General features: G+C 67.6%; 12 protein-coding genes. 8 read left to right on the top strand and 4 right to left on the bottom strand.

Features of this window, described 5'->3' with window-relative positions; all coding sequences use genetic code 11:
- Positions 1–25 precede the first annotated feature (25 nt).
- From mltB to AC57B5_RS10790, 4 genes are read right to left on the bottom strand one after another with little or no spacing between them, the layout of a single operon-like run.
- Positions 26–1,204 (bottom strand): lytic murein transglycosylase B, encoded by a 1,179-nt coding sequence (mltB, locus tag AC57B5_RS10805; RefSeq protein ID WP_496399494.1) that lies wholly within the window; start codon positions 1,202–1,204, stop codon positions 26–28.
- The gene (locus AC57B5_RS10800; protein ID WP_496399493.1) at positions 1,201–3,381 is read right to left on the bottom strand and encodes a transglutaminase TgpA family protein; all 2,181 of its coding nucleotides are present in this window, start codon (positions 3,379–3,381) and stop codon (positions 1,201–1,203) included. Before AC57B5_RS10800 ends, mltB begins: the two co-directional genes overlap by 4 nt.
- Complete coding sequence (locus tag AC57B5_RS10795) at positions 3,378–4,412, bottom strand: DUF58 domain-containing protein (RefSeq protein WP_096915691.1); 1,035 nt, start codon at positions 4,410–4,412, stop codon at positions 3,378–3,380. The genes AC57B5_RS10800 and AC57B5_RS10795 overlap by 4 nt, the downstream gene beginning before the upstream one ends.
- Positions 4,412–5,332 (bottom strand): AAA family ATPase, encoded by a 921-nt coding sequence (locus tag AC57B5_RS10790; protein ID WP_141829304.1) that lies wholly within the window; start codon positions 5,330–5,332, stop codon positions 4,412–4,414. Before AC57B5_RS10790 ends, AC57B5_RS10795 begins: the two co-directional genes overlap by 1 nt.
- Positions 5,333–5,422: 90 nt before the next feature.
- Here AC57B5_RS10790 and AC57B5_RS10785 point away from each other — a divergent pair, with 90 nt between their 5' ends.
- From AC57B5_RS10785 to AC57B5_RS10750, 8 genes are all read left to right on the top strand, one after another.
- The gene (locus tag AC57B5_RS10785; RefSeq protein WP_049801441.1) at positions 5,423–6,328 is read left to right on the top strand and encodes a histone deacetylase family protein; all 906 of its coding nucleotides are present in this window, start codon (positions 5,423–5,425) and stop codon (positions 6,326–6,328) included.
- Between the two features lie 17 nt (positions 6,329–6,345).
- Positions 6,346–7,155, top strand: a complete 810-nt coding sequence (locus AC57B5_RS10780) for an enoyl-CoA hydratase (protein WP_141829302.1) — start codon at positions 6,346–6,348, stop codon at positions 7,153–7,155.
- Positions 7,156–7,247: 92 nt separating this feature from the next.
- Positions 7,248–8,537, top strand: a complete 1,290-nt coding sequence (locus AC57B5_RS10775) for a mechanosensitive ion channel family protein (protein WP_063326775.1) — start codon at positions 7,248–7,250, stop codon at positions 8,535–8,537.
- A gap of 209 nt (positions 8,538–8,746) precedes the next feature.
- The gene (locus AC57B5_RS10770; RefSeq protein ID WP_496399492.1) at positions 8,747–9,496 is read left to right on the top strand and encodes an electron transfer flavoprotein subunit beta/FixA family protein; all 750 of its coding nucleotides are present in this window, start codon (positions 8,747–8,749) and stop codon (positions 9,494–9,496) included.
- Between the two features lie 13 nt (positions 9,497–9,509).
- Positions 9,510–10,442: an electron transfer flavoprotein subunit alpha/FixB family protein gene (locus tag AC57B5_RS10765; RefSeq protein WP_013803459.1), complete on the top strand. Its 933-nt coding sequence runs from the start codon at positions 9,510–9,512 to the stop codon at positions 10,440–10,442.
- A 154-nt stretch (positions 10,443–10,596) separates the two neighbouring features.
- Complete coding sequence (locus tag AC57B5_RS10760; protein ID WP_013803458.1) at positions 10,597–11,739, top strand: ABC transporter substrate-binding protein; 1,143 nt, start codon at positions 10,597–10,599, stop codon at positions 11,737–11,739.
- A 97-nt stretch (positions 11,740–11,836) separates the two neighbouring features.
- Complete coding sequence (locus AC57B5_RS10755) at positions 11,837–13,627, top strand: acyl-CoA dehydrogenase (protein ID WP_013803457.1); 1,791 nt, start codon at positions 11,837–11,839, stop codon at positions 13,625–13,627.
- Positions 13,628–13,687: 60 nt separating this feature from the next.
- Positions 13,688–14,647, top strand: a complete 960-nt coding sequence (locus AC57B5_RS10750; RefSeq protein WP_012204314.1) for an NAD(P)H-dependent flavin oxidoreductase — start codon at positions 13,688–13,690, stop codon at positions 14,645–14,647.
- Positions 14,648–14,917 lie beyond the last annotated feature (270 nt).

The following is a 14,917-nucleotide window of genomic DNA, read 5'->3' as shown; positions in this document are numbered from 1 at the left end:
GGCCTCGACGGTTTGGATGGCCGGATCAGCGGCCCATGGCCGCAGCGACTTCCTGGCCCAGTTCGATCACGGACAGCGCGTAGTAGCTGGACCAGTTGTAGCGCGTGATGGCATAGAAGTTCTCCGTGCCCGCGATGTACAGCGGCTGGCCCTGCGCGCCGTTCTCCAGCTTGACCAGGGCCAGCGGCCCTTGATGCGCCGCGCCGCTGCCCGGCAGCTGTACGCCGCGCGCAGCCATCTCGTCGGCCGTGAACTGGGGCAGGATGTCGGGCGCCAGCAGGGCGGCCAGGTCGGCGCCCTGGGCCTGCATGATCACAGGGTAGTGGGTGGGCATGCCGCTTTTCCAGCCATGCGCGACAAAGTAGTTGGCCACCGAGCCGATGGCGTCGGCCGCGCTGCCGAACAGGTCGATGCGGTCGTCGCCGTCGAAGTCCACCGCCCACTTCACCCAGCTGCTGGGCATGAACTGGCCCATGCCCATGGCGCCCGCGTAGCTGCCGCGCAGCGAGAACGGGTCCGTTGCGGCGCGGTGCGTGAAGCGCAGGAACTGCTCCAGCTCGCCGCGGAAGTACTCGGTGCGTGCCTGCGCGCGGGGGTGGGCTGCGGGGAAGTCGAAGCTCAGCGTGGCCAGGGCGTCGATCACGCGGAAGTTGCCCATCTGCTGGCCGTAGATGGTCTCCACGCCGATGATGCCGACGATGATTTCGGCCGGCACACCGTACTGCTTTTCGGCACGCGCCAGCGCGGCGGCATTGGCCTGCCAGAAACGGGTTCCGGCGCGTATGCGCACAGGCTCGACAAAGCGGCTGCGGTAGACGCCCCAGTTCTTGGCCGTGCCCTGGGCAGCCGGCGTCATCAGGCGGGGAACCTGGGGCAGAAAGTGCGCCTGGGCGATGGTGTCGCGCACCCAGTCCACCGGCAGGTCGTGGCGCATCGCAATGTCGGCGGCCATCTGCATGGCATCAGGCCGTTCTCCGTAGGGCGTGCTGCCCTGCACGGTCCTGGCCACGGCGGCGCCGCCTGCCGCCGTGGCGGCGGCAGCAGCGGCCGTGCGCTTTTTCGTGGAAGGTTTGGCCGTGGACTTGGTGGCAGTCTTGGCTGCGCCGGTCTGGGCGGGCGCCGGCTTGCTGGCCAGCGCGCCGCAGGGCAGGGCGGCGGCCGCGAGCAGCAGCAGGGCGGAAGGGATCAGTCGTTGCTTGGTCATGGTGTGCTTGTCGTGGGGCCGGCAGCGGCGGCTTGTGGCCGTGGCTGCGGAGTGCGTGGCCAGTCCAGCGCCCGCCATTGGCGTCGCAGGGCGGGCAGGCCGGGGGTATCGGGTGCGGAATTGGGTGCGGACTGGGGTGCGGATCGGGGGACGGATTGGGGGGCGCGTGCGTAGCGCTGGCGCTCCATGTCCAAAAGCCAGTCGTGCAGGGCCTTGGCGGCCGTGGCGTCGTCCTGGCCCCAGCGGTCCATGACCTGGGCTGCCAGCGCGCGCGGGGGCAGGCTGGCATCGGCATCCAGGCCGATGCGGCGCAGCCGGGCGCGGGTCCTGTCCATCAGGCGCAGCCATTCATCGCGGCTGCTGCGCTGGGCGCGGGCCATCCAGGCCAGCCAGGCCAGTGCGGCCACGCCGGCCAGTGCGCCCAGCAGGCGCAGCATGTCCACCCACGACGGCGACTGCACGCCCAGGTTCTTGAGCAGGTCCAGCTGGCGGCTTTGCGTGTAGTTCAGCACCCACTGGTTCCAGCCGTTGTTGACGGCCTCCCACACGGCGCGCATCTGCTGCAGCATGCCCACGCCCACGAAGTTGCCCACGGCGCCCGCAATGGCACCCTGGGGGGCGCGCAGGCGCTGGAACTCGCCCACGCGCGACGGAGCCACGGCGCCGGTGGGGTCGATGCGCACCCAGCCCTCGTCCGCCAGCCAGACCTCGGTCCAGGCGTGGGCGTCGGCGTTGCGCACGGTCCAGTAGCCATCGACAGGGTTGCGCTCGCCGCCCTGGTAGCCGGTGACGATGCGGGCAGGCACGCCCATGCCGCGCATCAGCACGGCGAAGGCCGAGGCGATGTGCTCGCAGAATCCCTGTTTGCTGTCGAACCAGAAGTCATCGGCCGTGTGCACGCTGTCCACCACGCCAGGATCCAGCACGTAGGTGTAGCCGCCCGTACGCAGGCGTTCCAGTGCGGCCTGTACCCAGGCGCGGGGCGGGGCGTCGGCCAGTTGCGGGTCGGCGCGCATCTGCCGCGCCAGCTCCAGCGTGCGCGGGTTGCTGCCCTGCGGCAGCTGGGTGTACCGGCGCAGGGCGCGGGTGGGCTGCAGCGGCCCGTAGCTGAACTTCACATGGCTTTGGGCGCTGATGCGCACCACGTCGGTGATGGGGCGCCAGGTCAGCCATTGCAGCTGGGGCGTCATGCGGGCGGTACCCATGCCCTGGGGCAGTTCGGGGGGCTGGGGCGTGGCGTCGAGCATGGTCAGCCAGGGGCGGCGGCTGGGCTCGATGGTCATCTGATAGCGCACGCCTTCACCCGATACGCGCAGCTGGGCGCCTTCCAGTCCGGCCTCCACATCCATTTCCCATTCCTGGCCATCGAAGCGCGACAGCACGGGCCCCCGGAAGTAGAGGGCGTTGGCCGGCGGCGGTGCGCCGTCGGGCGTATCGAAACGCAGGCGCAGGGCCACGTTTTCGTCCAGCACCAGCGAGGCCATGGAGCCCACGCGCATGTTTTCCGACAGGCCGCTGCGGCCGGCCAGGTCGTTGCTGGGCACACCCCACAGCGGCGCCATGCGCGGGAAGAACAGGAACAGCGCCACCATGACCGGCGTACCCCACAGCGCCAGCAGGGCTGCCGTGCGCAGCGCCTGTGTCAGCGGCGGGCGGCCGGCGGTCATGTGGGCATTGACCAGGGCCGTGAGCAGGCCCAGCAGGCCCAGCACCATGGCCAGGGCCAGCAGCAGGGACTGCGAGTAGAAGAAGTTGGCCAGCAGCGCGAAGAAGCCCAGGAAGAACACCACCATGGCATCACGCCGGGCGCGCAGCTCCAGCGTCTTGAGCGCCAGCAGCAGCACGATCAGGGTCACGCCCGCATCGCGCCCGATAAAGGTGCCGTGCGAGACCCAGGTGGCGCCCACGGCCAGCAGCAGCAATCCACCCAGCACCCAGCGGCCGGGCAGGGGCTGGCCGCGCCAGGCCATCAGGCCGCGCCACAGCAGCAGGCCGGCCACGAAGACCATGGTCCACCAGGGCGTGTGGGCGGCCTGGGGCATCAGCACCCAGGCGACCACGGCCAGCAGGAACAGGGTGTCGCGCGCATCGCGCGGCAGGGCGGCCAGGCGCTGGCGCCAGGTGGCCGCGGGCTGCGCAATGGCTTGGAAGGAGGAGGGCATGGACGTGCGATTCATGGGCAGGTCGCCAGGGCTTCCAGGCAGAGCGTGGCGTGGGCCGCGCCCTGGTCGGGGGCGATCTCGCGGCCGTCGGGCAGGCGCAGGCCCCAGGTCAGGTCCTGCTGGCGTGCGACCAGCACCCAGGCGGTCAGGCGGCTGAGGCGGGCCTCGGGGTCGGCCAGGCCGGTGGCCTTGGCGTCCAGCCACAGGCGGTGCTGCTGGGACAGCGGGCGGTCGCGGCTCACCAGCTGGTCACTGCCCGTGGCAAAGGCCTGGGCAGCCTTTTTCCAGACCACCAGCTTGAGTGCATCACCGCGCCGGTAGGCACGCACGCCATCGAACTCGTCGCCGTGGCGCGTGGAGGCCGCGCTGCGGCCACCGGCATCGGCACTGGCCGCAGGCAGGGGCGGAGGATTGTGTTCGGGCGCCGGGTAGATCCAGGCCTGGGTCTGCGCGCGCCACAGCGCCCAGACGCGGAAGGTGCCCAGCGGGTAGCGTGTGGCCGCCGTGATCGTGGGCAGCGATTGCAGGCCTCGGCGCAGTGGCGTGAAAGCCAGTTGCGCCGTGGTGCTGCCCTGTGCCGGGACATCGATCCAGGTCCAGTCGGTGGCCGCCGTATCGCCCTGCACGGCCAGGCCTATGCCCCAACGCGTGCTGCGGCGCGTGTTGTGCAGCACCACGTCGAAGCGGCAGGGCTGGCCGGCAAAGCTGCCGGCCGGAGGCAGCAGATGCAACGCCAGGCCGCGCAGATTGCCGTGGCCGACCACCATGCCCGCTGCCGCGCTGCCGGCCAGCAGGAACGTCAGCAGATAGCCCAGATTGAGCTGGTAGTTGATGGCGGCCACCAGCAGCACGCACAGCGTCAGCGCCAGGGCCCAACCTGCACGCGACGGCATGATGTAGACATTGCGCTGGGTCAGCTTCAGGCTGTCCGTGCGGGGCAGGCGGGCATGCCACCACTGGCGCACGCGCCGCGCGGGAGACCAGCGCTGGCGCAGCGATGCCCCCGGCTGGGGGGCGCCGGGCGAAGACGCGGGAGCGGCCGGCATCAGCGCAGCGCCACGGCGTCCAGCATGGCGCGCACCTGCTCCACGGCGCCCCGGCCGCTGGAGCCTATCGGCACCAGGCGGTGGGCCGCCGTCTGCGGCAGGATGGCCTGCACATCGTCGGGCGCCACGTAGTCGCGCCCTTCCATCAGGGCCACGGCCCGGGCCGCGCGCAGCAGCGCAATGCCCGCGCGAGGCGACAGGCCCTGTATGAACCACTGGCCCGAGCGCGTGGCTTCCAGCAGGTCCTGCACATAGTCGAGCAGGGCATCGCTGGCATGCACCTGCAGCACGGCAGCCTGCAGGTCCTGCAGCTCCTGCGTGGTCAGCAGCGGTGCCAGCGCGTCGGCCTGGGCGCGCCGGCCATTGCCGGACAGCAGGGATCGCTCGGCCGCGCGGTCGGGATAGCCCAGGCTGATGCGCATCAGGAAGCGGTCCAGCTGGCTTTCGGGCAGCGGGAAGGTGCCCAGCTGTTCCTGCGGGTTCTGGGTGGCGATCACGAAGAAGGGCTCGGGCAGGCGGTGCGTGCGGCCCTCGGCCGAGACCTGTCGCTCCTCCATGGCTTCGAGCAGGGCGCTCTGCGTCTTGGGGCTGGCGCGGTTGATCTCGTCGGCCAGCAGCACCTGGGCGAAAACGGGGCCCGGGTGGAAGACAAAGGTCTCGCTGGCGCGCTCGTAGATGGACACGCCGGTGAGGTCGCTGGGCATGAGGTCGGCCGTGAACTGCACGCGCGAGAACTGCAGCCCGAAGCTGTGTGCCAGCGCATGCGCCAGCGTGGTTTTGCCCACGCCGGGAACGTCTTCCAGCAGCAGGTGTCCCCCAGCCAGCAGGCAGGCCACACTGTCGCGGACCTGAGCCGGTTTCCCTACAACCACCGTGTTAAGCTGATCCAGAAGCGCCTTGATCTTGTGTGTTGCTTGCATGGCGCGACGTTATCCTAAAAAAAACATCGCGGAGACATCACTGTGGGCAAGACGGGTTATTTCACCCATAGGGAGTGCTGGCGGCATGAGATGGGGCCGGGGCACCCGGAATGCCCGGCCCGGCTCGACGCCATCGAGGACCGGCTGCTGGTGACCGGCGTGGCCGATGCGCTGGAGCGGCACGAGGCCCCCCAGGCCTCGCTGGCCGACATCGAACTGGCCCATGACCGCATGCATGTGGCTGCGCTGCAGGGCCTGACCCAGCGCCTGGTCGAGGAGCAGCAGGCCGGTGGCCCCGAGTACTCCCAGATCGACACCGACACCTCCATCAACAGCCACACCTTCTCGGCCGCCCTGCATGCGGCCGGCGCCGCGCTGGCGGCCACCGATGCGGTGATGGCCGGCGAGCTGGAGAACGCCTTTTGCGCCGTGCGCCCTCCGGGCCACCATGCCACGCGCCACCAGGCCATGGGCTTTTGCTTCTTCAACAACGTGGCCGTGGGCGTGAAGTACGCGCTCAGCCGTCACCACCTCAAGCGCGTGGCCGTGATCGATTTCGACGTGCACCACGGCAACGGCACGGAGGACATCCTCTCCGGCGACGACCGCGTGCTCATGTGCGGCATCTTCCAGCACCCGTTCTATCCCTTCAGCGGCGACCAGCACCCGGCCGCCAACATGGTCAACGTGCCGGTGGCCGCCTATACCAAGGGCATGGACATCCGCGAGATCGTCGAGATGATGTGGATCCCGCGCCTGGAGGCCTTCAAGCCCGAGCTGATCTTCATCAGCGCCGGCTTCGACGCCCACCGCGAGGACGACATGGGCCAGCTGGGCATGACCGAGCAGGACTTCACCTGGATCACCTCGCGCATCAAGGACATCGCGCGGCGCTTTTCCAAGGGGCGCATCGTCTCCTGCCTGGAAGGCGGCTATGTGATGGGGCCGCTTGCGCGCAGCGTGGAAGCGCACGTGCGCGTGCTGGCCGACCTCTGAACCGGATCTGGAGCACCATGAACGCGAGCACCCATCCTTCTGAAGCCAGCCCCCTGCTCGACGTGCAGCGCGACGCGCGCGGCGTCGTGCGCCTCACGCTCAACGACCCGCAGCGCTTCAATGCCCTGGGCGAGCAGATGCTCACGCAGCTGCAGCAGGCGCTGGACGACGTGGCGCGCGACGAGTCCGTGCGCGTGGTCGTGCTGTCTGCGGCCGGCAAGGCCTTTTGCGCGGGGCACAACCTCAAGGACATGGCGGCACATCCGCAGCTGGACTACTACCAGAAGCTGTTCGCCCAGTGCAGCCGCATGATGCTGTCCATCCACCGGCTGCCCGTTCCCGTGATCGCGCGCGTGCACGGCATTGCCACGGCGGCAGGCTGCCAGCTCGTCGCCCAGTGCGATCTGGCCGTTGCTGCGCAGGCGGCACGCTTTGCCACCAGCGGCATCCACTATGGCCTGTTCTGCGCCACCCCCAGCGTGCCGCTGGTGCGCAATGTGCCGGCCAAGCAGGCCATGGAGATGCTGCTCACGGGCGACTTCATCGACGCCCAGCAGGCGCTGGAGCAGGGCCTGGTCAACCGCGTGGTGGCCGATGAGGCGCTGGACGATGCCGTCGAGCACTTCGTGCAGTCCATCGTCAGCAAGCCCCGTGCGGCCGTGGCCATGGGCAAGGCGCTGGTCTACCGCCAGCGCGAGATGGGCATCGAGGCGGCCTACCAGCTGGCCGGCCAGACCATGGCCGCCAACATGATGGATGCCGACGCCCAGGAGGGCGCCCAGGCCTTCGCCGCCAAGCGCGAACCGGCCTGGAAGACGGGCCGCTGACCGACCTGCATGTAGGTCCCGGTCCGGTCGGCCTGTCCTGGATCTGGGCGATGATGGCGGCCTGCGCCCTTGCGGCGGAACGGCCCTGACCCATGGATATCTTCGACAAGCTCATCAACGACTTCCAAAGCTCCAGCGCCTGGCTGGAGTTCTCCGTGCTCATCGCCTGCCTGCTGCTGGCCTACGGCGCCATGCGCGGCCTGCATGCGCGCTACGGCCATCTCAACGATGGAAAGCCCTCCGTATGGATAGGCCGCCATGCGCTCGATGGCGCCCTGTTCCCGCTGCTGGCGCTGGTGCTGGTCTTCACCAGCCAGGAGATCCTGGCGCGGTTTTCCACGGTGTTCTGGCTGCGCGTGGCCGTGTCGCTGCTGGTGTCCCTGTCGGTGATCCGCTTCGTGGCGCGGGTGCTCAGCCGGACCTTCCCCCACTCCACCGTGGTGCGTCTGATCGAGCGCATCTTCTCCTGGCTGGCCTGGGGCGCGGCCGTGCTGCACAGCATCGGCCTGCTGCCGCAGGTCATGGAGGAGCTGGAGGCCCTGCAGTTCAACATCGGCAAGACGCCGGTCAGCCTGCTCAACCTGATCGAGGGCACGCTGTCGGCGGGCCTGATGATGGTGGCCGTGCTGTGGGTGGCAACGCTGTTCGAGCAGAAGGTCATCAACCAGTGGGTCAGCGACCTGTCCATGCGCAAGGTGGCCATGAACATCACGCGCAGCGTGCTGATCCTGGTGGGGCTGCTGGTGTCGCTGTCCATGGTGGGCGTGGACCTGACGGCGCTGTCCGTCATGGGCGGCGCCATCGGCGTGGGCCTGGGTTTCGGTATGCAGAAGATCGCCTCCAACTACGTCAGCGGCTTTCTGGTGCTGATCGAACGCGCGCTGCGCATCGGCGACAACGTGCGCGTGGATGGCTTCGAGGGCCGCATCACCGACATCCGCACGCGCTACACCATCATCCGCGCGCTCAACGGCCGCGAATCCATCGTGCCCAACGAGACGCTGATCACCCAGCGTGTGGAGAACCTCACCGGATTCGACGTCAAGTTCGGCCTGTCCACCAACATCGTCGTGGGCATGGACAGCGATGTGGAGCAGGTGCGCGGCATCCTGCTCGAAGCCGCAGCCGCGCAGCCGCGCGTGCTCAAGACGCCGGCGCCTTCGGTGGCTCTGGTCGACTTCGTCGAGCAGGGTCTGCAGTTCAGTCTCAGCTACTACATCAACGACCCGCAAAATGGCCAGGGCAATGTGCGCTCCGAGGTGAACCTCGCCGTGCTGCGCGGCCTGCGTGCCGCGGGCGTGAGCCTGCCGGTCCCCAAGCAGGTGGTACAGATCACCGAACGCGGGGGCGTGGTGGCTCAGGCAGCAGAGAAAAGCAGCTAGGATTATTCCTAGGTGCATACCCTGAATTCAGGCTGTTCCCCCGCAGGAAATCTCAAGGGTCGTGCTTAAAATGGCACGATCGTTCTTTTTTGTGAGCGCGCATGCGGCCCTCGGCCGTCAGGGAAACCTGCCGCAGCTGCTGCAGCGCCGCATACAATGATTTCGGTTTACGTAAACGTCAATCTATCAATCAATCAGGAGCCGCTGCAATGAAGGTTTTGGTCCCGGTCAAGCGCGTGGTGGACTACAACGTGAAGGTCCGCGTGAAGTCGGACGGCACGGGCGTGGACATCGCCAACGTCAAGATGAGCATGAACCCCTTTGACGAAATCGCCGTCGAAGAAGCCGTTCGCCTCAAGGAAAAGGGCGTGGCCACCGAAGTCATCGCCGTCTCCTGCGGCGTGGCCCAGTGCCAGGAAACCCTGCGCACGGCCATGGCCATCGGTGCCGACCGCGGCATCCTGGTGGAGACCACCGAGGAGCTGCAGCCCCTGGCCGTCGCCAAGCTGCTCAAGGCGCTGGTGGACAAGGAACAGCCCGGCCTGATCATCCTGGGCAAGCAGGCCATCGACGACGATGCCAATCAGACCGGCCAGATGCTGGCAGCCCTGGCCGACCTGCCGCAAGCCACCTTCGCCTCCAAGGTCGAAGTCGCTGGCGACAAGGTCAACGTGACCCGTGAAGTGGACGGCGGCCTGGAAACCCTGGCCCTGAGCCTGCCGGCCGTCATCACCACCGACCTGCGCCTGAACGAGCCGCGCTACGTCACGCTGCCCAACATCATGAAGGCCAAGAAAAAGCAGTTGGACACGGTCAAGCCTGAAGAGCTGAGCGTGGATGTGGCCCCGCGCCTGAAGACGCTCAAGGTGGCCGAGCCCGCCAAGCGCGGCGCTGGCGTGAAGGTGCCCGATGTGGCGACCCTGGTCAGCAAGCTCAAGAACGAAGCCAAAGTGATCTAAGGAAGACAGCGACATGACATCCCTCGTTATTGCAGAACACGACAACGCTTCCATCAAGAGCGCCACGCTCAACACCGTCACTGCGGCCCTGGCCTGCGGCGGCGACGTGCATGTGCTGGTGGCGGGCGAGAATGCCGGCGCCGCTGCGCAGGCCGCGGCCCAGATCGCTGGCGTGTCCAAGGTCATCCACGCCGATGGCGCCAGCCTGAAGGACGGCCTGGCCGAGAACATTGCAGCGCAAGTGCTGGCGATTGCTTCGAACTACAGCCACATCCTGTTCCCCGCCACCGCCAGCGGCAAGAACGCCGCGCCGCGCGTGGCCGCCAAGCTGGATGTGGCCCAGATCAGCGACATCACCAAGGTGGACAGCGCCGATACCTTCGAGCGCCCCATCTACGCAGGCAACGCCATTGCCACGGTGCAAAGCAGCGACAAGATCAAGGTCATCACCGTGCGCGGCACGGGCTTTGACGCAGCGGCCACCACGGGCGGCAGCGCCCAGGTGGAGCAGCTGGCAGCCGCTGGCGACAACGGCAAGAGCAGCTTCGTGGGCCGCGAGGTCACCAAGAACGACCGCCCGGAACTGACGGCTGCCAAGATCATCGTCTCCGGTGGCCGCGCGCTGGGCAGCAGCGAGAAGTTCCAGGAAGTCATCACACCCCTGGCCGACAAGCTGGGTGCCGCCATCGGCGCTTCGCGCGCTGCGGTGGATGCGGGCTATGCGCCCAACGACCTGCAGGTCGGCCAGACCGGCAAGATCGTGGCGCCGCAGCTGTACATCGCCCTGGGCATCTCGGGCGCCATCCAGCATTTGGCCGGCATGAAGGACTCCAAGGTGATCGTGGCGATCAACAAGGACCCCGAGGCACCGATCTTCTCGGTGGCCGACTACGGCCTGGAGGCCGACCTGTTCCAGGCCGTGCCGGAACTGGTGCAGGCGCTGTAAGCGGCTGAAGCTGAAAAATGAGGGGCACAGGCCCCTCTTTTTCCGTCATGGATTCCGGGATGGTCCGCTGGTCACGGCGCGCACCACCGACTACAACAACGGACTTGGCCGCCAGCCGGTGCTGGCGATGGCATGAACCGAGAGGGAGATTGAAATGAAGATGATGCGCTTGCGCCTGGCCCGCACGGCCGTGGCCTTTGTCTGTGGCGCCATGGCGCTGGCCGCCGAGGCCAACGCCTGGGTGGTGGGGCAGGTGGCACCCATGTCGGGAGCCGGTGCGACGCAGGGCCGTGCCTATGCCCAGGGCATGCGCCTGTACTTCGACCAGATCAACAAGGCCGGCGGCGTGCAGGGCCAGCCCGTGCAACTGGTCACCGTAGACGATGTGGGCCACCCCGAGGAAACCGTGGACAAGACCCGCAAGCTGCTGGACGAGTCCAAGCCCGTGGTGCTGGCCGGCTACTTCGGCAACCGCAACATGGCGGCGCTGCTGGACAGCAAGCTGCTCGACCAGTCCCAGATCTCCCTGGTGGGTTACCAGAGCACGGACACGCGGGTGCTGAGCAATCCCCAGATCTTCAGCACGCGCGCCAACCTGCCCGAGGAAATGGCCAAGATCGCCTCGCACCTGGCCACCGTGGGCATCACGCGCCTGGCCCTGCTGCATGACGAACGCCCGGATGCCAAGGCCGTGGCGGAACTCGTGGACAAGGCGATTGCGCCTTCCAAGGCCAAGCTGGTGGTCAGCGCCTCGCTGAGCACGGGCAAGGGCGCCATGGACAAGGCCGTGTCCCAGTTGCAAAAGGCCCAGCCTTCGGCGCAGGCCGTGATGGTGGTGGCCTCCAGCCCCGTGACCTCGGCCTTCGTCGAGGCGTACCGCATGGCGGGTGGCACGGCCCAGATCTACGCGACGTCCGAAGCCGATATCGAGCAACTGGCCAAGCGCCTGCCCGTGGAGTTCATGAGCGGCCTGTCCATTGCCCAGGTCGTGCCCAGTCCCTACAAGGTGACCATGCGCCTGAACAAGGAGTTCAGGGACGCGGCCACCGCTGCCGGCAAGTCGCTGACCGTGCCGGTCAGCTACGCCATGATGGAAGGCTATGTGAACGCCCGCGTCATCGTGGAGGCCATGCGCCGCACCCAGCCGCTGACGCGCGACAAGCTGGCCGCTTCGCTGCGCGGCCTGGACGCCTTCGATCTGGGCGGCTACTGGGTTACCTATCGTCCGGGCTCGCAGGCGGGCTCGAAATTCGTGGATTTGTCCATCGTCAACGCATCGGGCCGCGTCACGCAATAACGCAGCAATGCAGTAGTGCTGTGGCGGCGCGCCCGCTGTCCCAGGTCGCCGCGCGCTGCGCGCCGGCGGTCCAGGCTCTGTTCAGGAAGGTTCAACAATGACTTACTCGGCTCCCCTCAAAGACATGCTGTTCGCCATGGAGCATCTGGCGCAGATCGACCAGGTGGCGCAGTTGCCCGGTTTCGAGGAGGCTGGCCTGGAGACGGCCCAGGCCGTGCTGGAGGAATGCGCCAAGCTGTGCGAAGGCGTGGTGGCACCTCTGAACCTGCCGGGCGACGTGGCGCCTTCCAGCCTCAAGGACGGCGTGGTCACCACCACGGCGGGCTTCAAGCAGGCCTTTCGCCAGTACGCCGAAGGCGGCTGGCAGGGCCTTCAGCATCCGCAGGATTTTGGCGGCCAGGGCCTGCCCAAGACGATTGGCGCGGCCTGCGTGGAAATGCTCAACAGCGCCAACCTGAGCTTTGCGCTGTGCCCGCTGCTGACCGACGGCGCCATCGAGGCCCTGCTGACGGCCGGCAGCGATGAGCTCAAGGCCACCTATCTCGAGAAGCTGGTGACCGGCGAGTGGACCGGCACCATGAACCTGACCGAGCCCCAGGCCGGCTCCGACCTGGCCCTGGTGCGCACCAAGGCCGATCCGCAGCCCGATGGCAGCTACAAGGTCTTCGGCACCAAGATCTTCATCACCTATGGCGAGCACGACATGGCCGAGAACATCGTCCATCTGGTGCTGGCCCGCGTGGCCGGGGCGCCCGAGGGCGTCAAGGGCATCAGCCTGTTCGTGGTGCCCAAGTTCCTGGTCAACAAGGATGGCTCGCTGGGCGCGCGCAACGATGTGCACTGCGTGAGCATCGAGCACAAGATGGGGATCAAGGCCTCGCCCACGGCCGTGCTGCAGTACGGCGACAACGGGGGCGCCATCGGCTATCTGGTTGGCGAGGAGAACCGCGGCCTCGAATACATGTTCATCATGATGAACGCGGCCCGCTACGCCGTGGGCGTGCAGGGCATTGCCGTGGCCGAGCGCGCCTACCAGCACGCCGTGGCCTATGCCCGCGAGCGCGTGCAAAGCCGCCCCGTGGACGGCAGTGTGAAGGCTAGCGCCACCATCATCCACCACCCCGATGTGCGCCGCATGCTCATGACCATGCGTGCCTACACCGAGGGCTGCCGCGCCATGGCGGCCACGGCCGCCGCGGCCTACGACGCATCCCACCACCATGCCGACGCCCAGGTGCGCGAGGCCAATGCGGCCTTCTATGAATTCATGGTGCCCCTGGTCAAGGGCTACAGCACCGAGATGAGCCTGGAAGTCACCAGCCTGGGCGTGCAGGTGCACGGCGGCATGGGCTTCATCGAGGAGACGGGCGCCGCCCAGTACTACCGCGACGCCAAGATCCTGACCATCTACGAAGGCACGACCGCCATCCAGGCCAATGACCTGGTGGGCCGCAAGACGGCGCGCGATGGCGGCCAGACCGCGCTGGCCATTGCGGGCCAGATCGAGAAGACCGAGGCCGAGCTGGCCGCCAGCGGCACGCCCGAGGCACTGGCCGTGGCCCGCCAACTGGCCGCTGCGCGCCAGGCCTTCGTGGAGGCGGTGCACTTCGTCTCGGGCCAGGCCAAGGCCGAGCCCAATGCCGTGTACGCCGGCAGCGTTCCCTACCTGATGCTGGCGGGCAACCTCGTCGCAGGCTGGCAGATGGGCCGCGCCCTGCTGGTGGCCGAGCAGCTGTTGCACAAGGGACAGGACGAGGCCTTCATGCGCGCGAAGATTGCGACGGCGCGCTTTTATGCCGAGCACATCCTCGTCAAGGCGGCGGGCCTGCGCGATGCCATCGTGCACGGCGGCGACAGCGTGATGGCACTGCCCATGGACGCCTTCTGACCCGGCGCTCCCGCACGGCACAACGCAGACAAAGACACCGAGAACCAACGGAGACAACGCATGTCCAAGCTTCCCCCGGCGCTGAAGAAACTGGCCCTGCCAGTGATCGGCTCGCCGCTGTTCATCATCAGCAACCCCAAGCTCGTGATCGCCCAGTGCCAGGCCGGCATCGTGGGTTCCATGCCCGCGCTCAACGCGCGCCCGGCCGAGCAGCTCGAAGACTGGCTGGCCGAGATCACCGAGACCCTGGCCGCCTGGGACAAGGCCCATCCGGACCGGCCCTCGGCGCCGTTCGCCATCAACCAGATCGTGCACAAGAGCAATGACCGGCTCGAGCACGACATGCAGATGTGCGCCAAGTACAAGGTGCCCATCGTCATCACCAGCCTGGGTGCGCGCGAGGACGTGAACCAGGCCGTGCACAGCTGGGGCGGCGTGGTGCTGCACGACATCATCAACAACAAGTTCGCGCACAAGGCCATCGAAAAGGGGGCCGACGGCCTGATCGCCGTGGCGGCGGGCGCGGGCGGCCATGCGGGTGTCAAGAGCCCGTTCGCGCTGATCCAGGAAATCCGCGAATGGTTCGACGGCCCCGTGGCGCTGTCGGGCTCCATCGCCTCGGGCGGTGCCATCCTCGCGGCCCAGGCCATGGGTGCGGACTTCGCCTATATCGGCTCGGCCTTCATTGCCACGCATGAGGCGCGTGCGCACGACGCCTACAAGCAGGCCATCGTGGACGGCACCTCCGATGACATCGTCTACAGCAACCTGTTCACGGGCGTGCACGGCAACTACCTGGCGCCGTCCATCCGTGCGGCAGGCCTGGACCCCGACAACCTGCCCGAGTCGGACCCCAGCAAGATGAACTTCGGCGGCGACGCCAAGAAGGCCTGGAAGGACATCTGGGGCTGCGGCCAGGGCATTGGCGCCATCCGCGAAGTCACGGGTGCGGGCGAGCTGGTGGAGCGTCTCAAGCGCGAATACAACCAGGCGCGCGACCGCCTGCTGTCCACGCCGTAAGGTCGGGGAGTCCAGGACGGGCTCTTCTCCTACCCTGCCAGACGGCGCCTTCGGGCGCCGTTTTCTTTGGGTATTACCCACGCTGTGCGGGTCCGGTTCTCGAAGTTGTTTGCGCAAAACCCCTTGCGCACGCTTGACTGCTTCACTCGGCTTCCCCCTACGAGCGACTTGCCTGGAGCAAGTTTGTTTAGAATTCTTTGCGTAATTTCAGTAAATACTGAAATTACAGAATAAATGAACAAACCTTGTACCCCGTCATTGCCTGAGTTC

The sequence above is a fragment of the Delftia sp. BGA-UO-ETr-SB1 genome, assembly GCF_059567865.1.
Note: the sequence above shows the minus strand (reverse complement) of the source record. Positions and strands in the feature narration are given on the sequence as shown.

What these genes read in the sequence shown, in the direction of transcription:
- mltB (WP_496399494.1), bottom strand. Translation starts at nt 1,204, where the DNA reads ATGACCAAGCAACGACTGATCCCTTCCGCCCTGCTGCTGCTCGCGGCC.
- AC57B5_RS10800 (WP_496399493.1), bottom strand. Translation starts at nt 3,381, where the DNA reads ATGAATCGCACGTCCATGCCCTCCTCCTTCCAAGCCATTGCGCAGCCC.
- AC57B5_RS10795 (WP_096915691.1), bottom strand. Translation starts at nt 4,412, where the DNA reads ATGCCGGCCGCTCCCGCGTCTTCGCCCGGCGCCCCCCAGCCGGGGGCA.
- AC57B5_RS10790 (WP_141829304.1), bottom strand. Translation starts at nt 5,332, where the DNA reads ATGCAAGCAACACACAAGATCAAGGCGCTTCTGGATCAGCTTAACACG.
- AC57B5_RS10785 (WP_049801441.1), top strand. Translation starts at nt 5,423, where the DNA reads ATGGGGCCGGGGCACCCGGAATGCCCGGCCCGGCTCGACGCCATCGAG.
- AC57B5_RS10780 (WP_141829302.1), top strand. Translation starts at nt 6,346, where the DNA reads ATGAACGCGAGCACCCATCCTTCTGAAGCCAGCCCCCTGCTCGACGTG.
- AC57B5_RS10775 (WP_063326775.1), top strand. Translation starts at nt 7,248, where the DNA reads ATGGATATCTTCGACAAGCTCATCAACGACTTCCAAAGCTCCAGCGCC.
- AC57B5_RS10770 (WP_496399492.1), top strand. Translation starts at nt 8,747, where the DNA reads ATGAAGGTTTTGGTCCCGGTCAAGCGCGTGGTGGACTACAACGTGAAG.
- AC57B5_RS10765 (WP_013803459.1), top strand. Translation starts at nt 9,510, where the DNA reads ATGACATCCCTCGTTATTGCAGAACACGACAACGCTTCCATCAAGAGC.
- AC57B5_RS10760 (WP_013803458.1), top strand. Translation starts at nt 10,597, where the DNA reads ATGAAGATGATGCGCTTGCGCCTGGCCCGCACGGCCGTGGCCTTTGTC.
- AC57B5_RS10755 (WP_013803457.1), top strand. Translation starts at nt 11,837, where the DNA reads ATGACTTACTCGGCTCCCCTCAAAGACATGCTGTTCGCCATGGAGCAT.
- AC57B5_RS10750 (WP_012204314.1), top strand. Translation starts at nt 13,688, where the DNA reads ATGTCCAAGCTTCCCCCGGCGCTGAAGAAACTGGCCCTGCCAGTGATC.